This window comes from Type-A symbiont of Plautia stali (genome assembly GCF_059731155.1).
The window spans coordinates 3,755,917-3,765,825 of record NZ_AP035891.1 but is presented as its reverse complement, the minus strand read 5'-3'; the positions used below and the strand labels follow the sequence as shown (position 1 = coordinate 3,765,825).

The 9,909-nt window shown below is 56.0% G+C and carries 3 protein-coding genes and 4 pseudogenes; 4 read left to right on the top strand and 3 right to left on the bottom strand.

Annotated elements, in window-relative coordinates:
* Positions 1 to 97 precede the first annotated feature (97 nt).
* Together AC6I8M_RS19975 and AC6I8M_RS19970 are read right to left on the bottom strand one after the other, a co-directional pair.
* A complete protein-coding gene (locus AC6I8M_RS19975; protein ID WP_498013838.1) occupies positions 98 to 1,195 on the bottom strand; it encodes an Ig-like domain-containing protein in 1,098 nt (365 codons plus the stop codon).
* A 30-nt stretch (positions 1,196 to 1,225) separates the two neighbouring features.
* Entirely contained in the window at positions 1,226 to 2,362 is a 1,137-nt protein-coding gene (locus AC6I8M_RS19970) for an Ig-like domain-containing protein (protein WP_010618405.1), read from the bottom strand.
* A 209-nt stretch (positions 2,363 to 2,571) separates the two neighbouring features.
* Here AC6I8M_RS19970 and AC6I8M_RS19965 point away from each other — a divergent pair.
* Positions 2,572 to 3,912: pseudogene (locus AC6I8M_RS19965) on the top strand (aminotransferase-like domain-containing protein); the annotation flags it as partial.
* Positions 3,913 to 4,188: 276 nt separating this feature from the next.
* Here the strand turns inward: AC6I8M_RS19965 and AC6I8M_RS19960 are convergent.
* Positions 4,189 to 5,594: pseudogene (locus AC6I8M_RS19960) on the bottom strand (ABC transporter substrate-binding protein).
* Between the two features lie 528 nt (positions 5,595 to 6,122).
* On the opposite strand from AC6I8M_RS19960, the gene AC6I8M_RS19955 reads away from it, so the two are divergent.
* The 3 genes and pseudogenes from AC6I8M_RS19955 to AC6I8M_RS19945 all read left to right on the top strand — a co-directional run bounded on the left by AC6I8M_RS19955 (position 6,123) and on the right by AC6I8M_RS19945 (position 9,907).
* Positions 6,123 to 6,854, top strand: a complete 732-nt coding sequence (locus AC6I8M_RS19955) for a gluconate 2-dehydrogenase subunit 3 family protein (RefSeq protein ID WP_041387169.1) — start codon at positions 6,123 to 6,125, stop codon at positions 6,852 to 6,854.
* Between the two features lie 32 nt (positions 6,855 to 6,886).
* Positions 6,887 to 8,618, top strand: a pseudogene (locus tag AC6I8M_RS19950) (GMC family oxidoreductase).
* A gap of 43 nt (positions 8,619 to 8,661) precedes the next feature.
* Positions 8,662 to 9,907 (top strand): annotated as a pseudogene (locus AC6I8M_RS19945) (c-type cytochrome).
* The last annotated feature ends 2 nt before the right edge of the window (positions 9,908 to 9,909 follow it).

Here is a 9,909-nt window from a genome sequence, read left to right as displayed (position 1 = left end):
CGGGGTGAGGGCCAGACCGCACCCGACTCAACAAAAAGCCGCAGCATCCCTGCCACGGCTTTTACCTCATGCCCGCCTGATAAAGGGCGACAAAAACTTACACCAGCTCGACTTTCACCCCTTCCTGCACCAGCAGTTCAGCATCGCTACCGTTGTGGGAATAGACCTCATACTGCACGCCAGCGATGGTGCCGGTGCCGGTTTGTTGGGTCCATGATTCTGTGTCATTAATATTTAAATCTTTAAGTTGAACGATATCTCCGTGCTGGGCCTGAGAAATATCTTGCTGCTTATCATTGTTGATAAATAATTGTTTATTGTCTAATGATAAAACATCTTTCAATGTGTCAGTGAAAATTCTTTCATGAATTTTATTACTGCTATTTTCAATGTTGAAATTCAAATGGGTGAGTGTTTTTTCACTATTTTCGTCGTCATAAGACATGAATGAATCATGTGTAGAGCTATGTCTTGGGGCAACAGGCTTATAAGTAATGTCATAAAAGTCTGTGCCTGAGACATCATGTTTTACGGTTACGACTATCTCACTAATAAGGACTCCTTGTTCTGATTTATAGGTAAATGTTGACCATTCGACTGATGTGATAACTTCATCATGAATTAACTTCCCAGTTTCGTCATAAATTGAAACCTTCACGGAGGTTGTACTGTATTTTACATAGCTTCTTTGAAAGAAGCTTATTTCATTTGTTAGATAGTCAGGTGTAAATATAAACTTACCTGTCTTGCTGCTTGTGTCACCCAGATGATAACGTTTACCATTCCTGCCACCAGCTATTTCAGCATTAGTTCCAGAAAAATCAATCCGACCTCCCTGCACTAGCAACGGTCCAGTAATAGGCGCCTCATTATAAGATGAAAAATCTTCTGTAAATCTATCTGGTAAATCACTTTTGACTCGCGTTAAATCAAAATCACTAGATAGTAAATTGTTTGAAGGGGATTGTGCACTTATGTTCCAATATCCTTCTGCTAAGTCGAACGGCGGGGTAAATGTCCATTCCCCCTTGTCATTAGTCATAACTTGATAACTTTTTGTCTCACCATTATTTTTATCCTTCAGTAGTCTGTTAACCAGACTGTTTGATATGTATTTTCCACTGAATGTTGGAGTAGGGTCATCAGTGATACTGCCAGAGTTTAATTTACCCTGCTTTGGGCCAACATTGTCGATTGCATATAAAATCTCGGGTTTGAAGGTCGATTACTCAATGATTTGTAATGTGAAATTATTTTCATGGCCATCCTTAGGGAGCAAATCAATATCGGCGTAAAAATCGTAACTCCCTGGCGCTAATCTATCTGAAGATATGGACCAGTTACCGTCTTCTTGCACCTGAACGCTATCAAGAAGCTCCAATTTTCCTAAAACATTTCGGAAATGAATATAAACTAAACTGTTAGCCTCACCGCGACCAAACAGCGTTGGCGTACGGTCATCAGTGATTGCACCGCTCTCCAGCCGGCCAGTGTTGGCACCGAAATCATCCCACGCATGGGTGATTGAAATCTCGCTCTCCGGCGTCAAATCAATCTCCAGCGTGAACTCGTCGGTCCAGCCGCTGCCGGCGTAACCGCCGTCAACCCACTGGCCGTTCACGTCCCGGTACTGAATCAGCACGTTGCTGCTGGCTGGCGCAGTACCGTGCAGCGTTGGCGTGGTGTCATCGGTCAGCGCGCCGTCCAGCAGCTTGCCCTGTGCGGCACCCGCGTTATCCTGCGCGTGGGTGATTTCCACCTTACCGGGTACCGGAACGGCTGCGCCATCGGCAACGGTCAGCGTAAATGCCTCCAATGCCTGACTGACGTAGCCACGGCCATTGGTGGCGGTGACGTACAGTGAATGCTCACCGTTAGCCAGCGTTGGGGTAATTTCCCAGTAGCCGTTGCTGCTGGCTTTAACGCTGCCAATCAGCTGGTTCTGTTCATTGTACAGGCGCACGATGCTGTCCGGCTCGTCCACGCCCTTCAGGGTCGGCGTACGGTCATCGGTCTGCTGGCCGGAACTGACCAGACCGGTTTTATCGCCGAAATCATCCCCGGCACCAATAATCAGCGGCTGGTCCGGCGCGGTAAGGTCGACGTTAACGATATACAGCGAAGGGGCGCCAATATTTCCGGCGCGATCGATGGTGCGCACGGAGAGGTTATGCGGGCCTTCAGCCAGCGGAAACGGCGGCTGCCAGCTCCAGCTGCCGTCAGCGGCGATAGTGACAGTATAGACGGTGCTGTCCATAACAATTTCCATGATGCCGCCGGCTTCGGTCGGTGCAGAGCCGCTAAAGGTGCGCTGCGGATCGATGGTCCAGAGTTGTCTTGCGTTGGTGAGTGCTGTCCTCATGAATATTCCTGTTTGATAATAATTAACGTCTTGGTGAATCTGTCCGAATCAAGCGACAGGCGGCGATTATTAGTGGATCGGATAATTCTCCCAACGAGAACGGTCTTGAAGGAAAACTGGCGACGCGCGAGGAAAGGACACGGATTTTTAGCCGCAGCAATGGCCGGCAGGCTATACTGGCGCGCACGCAGGTCGCAGGGAATGGAGCCATGGCCAAATACCAGCAGCTGGTAGATCAGCTACGTACGCAAATCGAAGCACGCATCTGGCCGCCGGGTGAAAAGCTGCCGTCGCTGCGCCAGCAGGCGGAGCAGAGCGGGTTAAGCCTGATGACGGTGATGCACGCTTACGAAGTGCTGGAGAGCCAGGGCTGGATTGTGTCGAAGCCGCAGTCGGGCTACTACGTGGCACCGCGCGCGGCGGAGAGCCGGCCGCGTTTGCCAACCCAGGCGATCGCTAAAACCGACCAGGCCGATACCAACAGCTTCGTGTTTGATGTGCTGCAGGTGACGCGCGATCCGGCCATCATGCCGTTTGGTTCTGCTTTCCCCGATCCGGAACTGTTTCCCCAGCGCCAGCTGATGCGCTCGCTGGTGAAGGTCTCGCACAATCTTAAACCCACCGATGCCCTGAATAATCTACCGCCCGGTAATGAAGCGCTGCGAAAAATCCTTGCCCAGCGCTATGCGCAGCAGGGCATTACGCTGTCGCCGGATGACATCGTCATTACTAACGGTGCGATGGAAGCGCTAAACCTCAGCCTGCAGGCGGTGACCGAACCGGGCGACTGGGTGGTGATCGAGAACCCTTCCTTCTATGGCGCGTTGCAGGCGATTGAACGGCTTAAGCTGAACGCGATTGCTATCGCCAGCGATGTGGAGCAGGGCATCGATCTGGATGAGCTGGAGCAGGCGCTGCAGCGCTGGCCGGTGAAAGCCTGCTGGCTGATGACCAACAGGCAGAATCCGCTCGGCTTTACGCTCAGCGCCGAGCGCAAACAGCAGCTGGTGGCGCTACTGACGCGTTATCAGGTGGCGATGATAGAGGACGACGTGTACAGCGACCTGTATCACGGCCACGATAAGCCGTTGCCGGCCAGAGCGTTCGACCGCGAGGGTTACGTGCTGCACTGCGGCAGCTTTTCGAAAAATCTGGTGGCGGGATTTCGCGTGGGCTGGGTCGCGGCGGGGCGCTACGCGCAGCGCGTGCAGCGCATTCAGATGATGAGTACGCTCTCGACCAGCGCGCCAATGCAGCTGGCGCTGGCGGATTTTCTCAGCACCCGCAGCTACGATACGCATCTGAAAAAGCTGCGTCAGACGCTGGCGAAGCGCAAACAGCTGGCACAGCAGGCGCTGCGCCGCGTGCTGCCCGCCGAGGCGCACATCAGCGATACGCCCGGAGGCTACTTTTTGTGGATTACCTTGCCGGAGCAGATCAACGCCACGCAGCTGTATCATCTGGCGCTGCAGCAAGGCATCAGTATTGCGCCGGGCCAGCTGTTTTCCAGCAGCGAGAGTTTTAGCCACTGCTTCCGCTTCAACACCGCCTAGCCGTGGGATGCACGCGCTGAGGCTGCGGTAGAGACGCTGGGGGCATTGATTGGTCAGCTGGCGCAGGGCGTTGCGGTAGAGAAGTGAGTGGTTTTCCCCGTTTTCCCCTCACCCCAACCCTCTCCCGCACGCGGGAGAGGGGGCTGTCCGTGCGGTGTGTGACCAACGAAATAGCCGAAACTATCAGAACGACTACATCATCCAATACCCGCTCGATCGGCACCTTCTCCCGCGGGCGGGAGAAGGCTGGGATGAGGGGCAGCGCGCACCAGCCTACCTCTTCTCTACCGCATCGAAAAACAGCAAGCTCACGCCGATGCCCTGCTGCACGTGGCTGACATTATTACGCACCGCCACCTGCTGCGCGCCCTGTAGCATCACCACGAACGGGGAATCCTGCTGTACGCGCTGTTGCAGCGCGGTATACAGCGCGCGGCGCTGGCTGGCGTCGCTCTCACCGGCTGATGTGCGCATCTGCGCGCTCAGTTCGGGAATCTCCCTGCCGACGCGCCACGCCAGCGTTTTAGAACCGCCCGGCACGTTATAGGCAAAGGCGCTGGCGTTGGTATTCGGATCCACATAGTCGAGTCGGCGCCCCAGTAAATAAAGATCGACTGGAAATCACGTCCGCGCATTTTGCTCCACAGTTCCGATTCCGCCACCGGCTGCAGCTCAATCTGCACGTCGGCTTTGGCAAAGCTGGCCTGCAGCGCCTGCGCCAGGATCGCTTTGGCTTTGGCCACATCGTAATGGAACGGCTGATTCTCCAGCGCGCCATCAAAGCCCTGCGGCAGGAAGCTCTGGTGAATACGGTACTGGCCTTTCAGCAGATCGAGTGAAATAGCCTCATAATCCACCAGCCAGCGCGCCGCCTGCCACAGCGCTGGGTTACCCAGCGCCGGCTGCGCTTTGTTTTGCGTATTAAACGCCAGGTAATAGACCAGGCTCGACGGGAATGCCTCGATGCGCAGCTGCTGGTCGTTTTTCAGCGCATCGATCTGGTCCGGGCCCAGCTGGTAAGCCACATCGACATCGCCCTGCTGAATCAGCAGGCGGCGTGCACCGGCATCGGCCACGCCTTTCAGCAGGATGCGTTTCAGCTGCGGCTGCGGGCTGGCGTGCGGATTTGCGCTCAGCACCAGCGCCTGCTGCGGCACATATTGCTGGATGCTGAATGCGCCGCTGCCCGCGGAGTGAGTGTGCAGCCAGCCGTTGCCGCTGTCGTTGGCGGTGATGTGCTGCTGCACGGTTTTGCTGTCCACCACCGAGGCCACCGGCGCGGTCAGCAGGCGCAGCGCCAGGTCCTGACCAATCTGCGCCGGCCACTGAATCTCCAGCTGATGATCGTTCACAACCCGCAGCTGGCTGGCGATGCTGTCCGCCGTCCAGCCAAATTCGGCGAGAATAAACGAAGGAGCTTTGTTGAGCTGCACCGCGCGCATCAGCGAAAACACCACGTCCTGCGCGGTCACCGGGTTACCGCTGGCGAAATGCGCGTCCGGTTTCAGGTTGAACACCAGGCTGTGCGGCGTGCTGCCGGGCTGCCATGAAGTGGCGAGCAGCGGCGCGAGTTTTTGTGGCGCATCGCGATCGGCCTCCACCAGCGTGTCTTTTGGCGTGGCGGCCTGCAGGGCAAAGGCGCTGCTGAATAAGGTGAAGAGCAACAAGAGTGCTCGCATCATGATTATCCTGAGTGATTGATGCGACGACTTTATCGCTGTCGCGCTGCAGGCTAAATGCCGGTTTGTTCTGAGCTGTGCCGGAAATAACAATGAATACCGGCAATTAACTAATCGGTTATTTTGTGCGCGCGCTGTCATATTCAGGAAATAAACCGGTCAGGCGTTGCTCATTCAGCCAATAAGCTGTTATTGATAAGAATAAGCTCTGGTATGGAAGTATGATTTTTTCTGCTTAATTAAGCTGAGCGACTATTTCTCACGCCGATTTGTTTCAGTCATTTGCCCAGTCTCTGGCGCTAATCTCCTGGCATTTGTACGGTTAAAAGCGTAATTCCCGCTGCGAAAGCGCGTCCACAGCGCATGGCGACTTTTCGTCAGGTTGATGGTTTCTCATTAAAACACATTTATAATTCAATGCTTACATCCTGAAACATCTGTATCCATAAGATTGCCAGCTTGTTTGCCGATTTATAAATCTATTAACAAAAATAATTCCCTTTCTTAGCAAGTGAGAGTCGTCGCGCCATGCTTTTAGAAAAACCGACCACCAGACGTAAGTTTTTACTTGGGTCGTTGCTGGCTTTGCCATTAAGCGACTTGGTTTTAAAAGGACTGACTGCAGCCCAAGCTGCGGAAATGGCAGCACCGGACCTTGCCGACTATAAACCGATCTTTTTTAGCGCTGAGGAGTGGCAATTTATTCTGGCCGCGACCGATCGCCTGATCCCCGCCGGTGGCAACGGCAAAGCGCCAGGTGCGCTGGAAACCAACGTGCCGATCTTCATTGACCAGCAGTTGCACAGCCCGGAATTCGGCGCAGAGATCTACCTGCAGGGGCCGTTTGACGTGCACGCGCCCGCCACCATGGGCTATCAGATTCCGTTCACGCCGCAGCAGATGTACCGCACCGGCATCAAACTGGTGGAGCAGTGGACGCAGAGCACCTACCGCAAAGCGTTCTCTCAGCTGACGCTGGCTGAGAAAGACGCGGTGCTGACCAAAGTGAATAAAAACGACGGTATCGACTTCGCCGCGCTGGGCGAACCGAACCTGAAAGCCTCGCAGTTCTTCAGCCAGCTGCTTTCCGATACCAAACACGGCTACCTCGCTGACCCGATGTACGGCGGCAACAAAGGCATGAAAGCTTGGATCGCCATCGGCTTCCCGGGGGCACGCGCCAGCTTCACCGAGTGGGTGAAGCAGCACAACGTGCCGTATCCGCTCGGACCGGTCAGCCTGATGGGCGAACGCGCCTGAATCCCCGTATTTGGTATGTGAGACAGAAAAACATGGCACAGATTACAAAGAAAGAAGTCGACGTCGTGTTGTGCGGCCTCGGCTGGGCCGGCTCGCTGATGAGCATCGAGCTGGCAATGGCCGGACTGGACGTGCGCGCCCTTGAGCGCGGCGGCGAGCGCGACTACCCGGATTTCGCTTACCCGAAACCGGCCGATGAGTACGCCTATAACGTGCGCAACAAAGTGTTCGCCACGCCGAAAGAAGTGGCGGTCACCGTGCGTTACAACATGGAGCAGACGGCGCTGCCGACCCGTAAATGGGGCGCATTTGCCCCGGGTACCGGCGTCGGCGGCGCGGGCATGCACTGGACGGCGGTACTGATTCGCCCCACGCCCACCGATATCAAACTGAAAACCTACGTCGATCAGGCATATAAGCCCGGCATCCTGCAGGATGACATGCGCGTGATGGACTTCCCGTTCACCTAGGATGAGATCGAGCCGTATTTCTACAAGTTTGAGCTGATTTGCGGCCGGTCGGGCACCACCGGCAACCTGCGCGGGCAGATTCTGGAAGGCGGCGATCCGTTTGAAGGCCAGCGTTCCGAGCCGTATCCGCTGCCGGCGCTGGACGATACGCTGAACAACGTGATGTTCAAAGAGGCGGCGAAGAAGCTCGGCTATCATCCGTTCCCGAACCCGTCAGCCTGCGTCTCACGCGCGTGGAAAAACCCGTACGGCAACCAAATCGCACCCTGCAACTACTGCGGCTACTGCTCGAAATATCCGTGCCTGAACTACTCAAAAGCCTCGCCGCAGACGGCGGTGATGGACGCGCTGAAGCGCATGCCGAACTTCTCGTATGAAGTGCATGCGGAAGTGTACAAAGTGGTGCTGCACGACGACGGCAAAACCGCGAAAGGCGTGCTCTATTTTGACGCCGACGGCAATGAAGTGTTCCAGCCGGCGAAGATTGTGGTGCTCTCCAGCTTCCAGCTGTACAACGTGCGCCTGATGCTGCTGTCCGGCATCGGCAAGCCCTACAACCCGATCACCGAAGAGGGTGTCGTCGGGCGTAACTATGCGTTTCTGTCCAACGGCGGCGCCACGCTGTTCTTCAAAGACAAGAACTTCAATCCCTTCGCCACCGCTGGCGCGACCGGTCAGATGTTTAATGACATCTCGCCCGGCAACTTCGACGGCCCGGGGCTCGGCTTCCTTGGCGGCGCCAAAATCCACAGTTCGCAGGCGACCGGTACGCCGATTGGCACCGCGCTGCCGAAAGGCACACCGAGCTGGGGCATGGGGTACAAAGAGGGGCTGGAGCAGTGGTACAACCATTCGATGAAGATCAGCATCACCACCACCTGCCAGTCGTACCGCGATATCTATCTGGATCTGGATCCGCATTACACCGACCATCGCGGTCAGCCGCTGCTGCGCATGACCTTTAACTGGAAACAGAACGAGCTCAAGCTCCAGCAGCACCTGAAAGGCATCGTTGGCGATATCGCCAAAGAGCTGAATCCGGACAGCATGAGCATGAGCTTCCTGCCGATGGGCGCTGACTTTGACCTGACCAAATACGTCTCTACCCACAACGTGGGCGGCGCGGTGATGGGCGACAACCCGAAAACCTCGGCGGCTGAACAAGTACCTGCAAAGCTGGGATGTACACAACGTGTTTGTGCCGGGCGGTAACGCCTTCCCGCAGAACTTCCAGGCGAACCCGACCGACACCATCGGCGCGATTACCCTGATGGCGGCGCAGGCTATTAAATAGCACTATTTGCAGAATCCCGGCCCACTGGTACAGGCATAAACACATGAAATTAAAATCATTGTTAATCGCTCACGCGGTGCTGCTGGGAAGCGGTGCAGGTGCAGGCAGCAGATGACGCATCACTGATTAAAAAAGGCGAGTATCTGGCGCGCCTCGGCGACTGTATGGCGTGCCATACAGTGGCGGGCAAAGCGGATTACGCCGGCGGACTGGCGATTGAGTTGAACCTCGGCACCATCTACTCCACCAACATCACGCCGGATAAACAGCACGGCATCGGCAACTACAGCGAGCAGCAGTTCTCGGATGCGGTGCGCAAAGGCGTGCTGCCGGATGGATCGCGCCTCTATCCGGCGATGCCGTACCCGGATTACGCCAAAATCAGCGATGAGGATTTACATGCGCTGTACGTTTACTTCATGCAGGGCGTGAAGCCGAACAGCGAGCAGCCGCCGGAAACCGAGCTGAGCTTCCCGTTCAACCAGCGCTGGGGCATGCGTTTCTGGAACTGGGCGTTTACCTTGGACAAACCGTTCCAGCCGATTGGCGGCGCGTCAGCCGAGGTTAATCGCGGTGCTTACATCGTGGAAAGCCTCAGCCACTGCGGCAGCTGTCACACGCCGCGCGGCCTCGGCATGAACGAGAAAGCGCTGGACAGCAGCGACGATCGCTTCCTCGCTGGCGGCAGCCTGAATAAGTGGGAGGTGCCGTCGCTGCGCGGTATGCCACGCTGGAGCGAGCAGGAGATTGTCGATTATCTGCAAACCGGACGTAACGATAAAGCCGCGGTAGGCGGCGAGATGACGTCAGTGGTGGAGCACTCCAGCTCGCACATGACCGACGCCGATCTGCAAGCGATTGCCGCTTACCTGAAGTTCCTCGGTGGCAATCCGCTGCTGCAGGCGTACGACGTGCAGGCGCAGCAGAAGACCGAAGCGAAGCTGACGGCGGCGAAGAATCTGAGCGAAGGCGAGCGTCTGTATCTCGACAACTGCGGTGTCTGTCACTTTGTCACCGGCAAAGGCGCACCGGGGATCTTCCCGGAGCTGGATCAGGCCACTATCGTCAATGCGCAGGATCCCAGCGGGTTGATTCACACTATTCTGGCCGGTGCGCAGCAGCCCTCGACGGAGAAAGCGCCGTTAACGCTGGCAATGCCGCCGTTTGCGTATCGTCTAACTGATGATGAAGTGGCGCAGCTGGCCACCTTTATTCGTCAGGGCTGGAGCAACCACGCGCCGGCAGTGACGAAAGAACAGGTGGCAGATGTGCGGAAAACGCTGCACTAAAA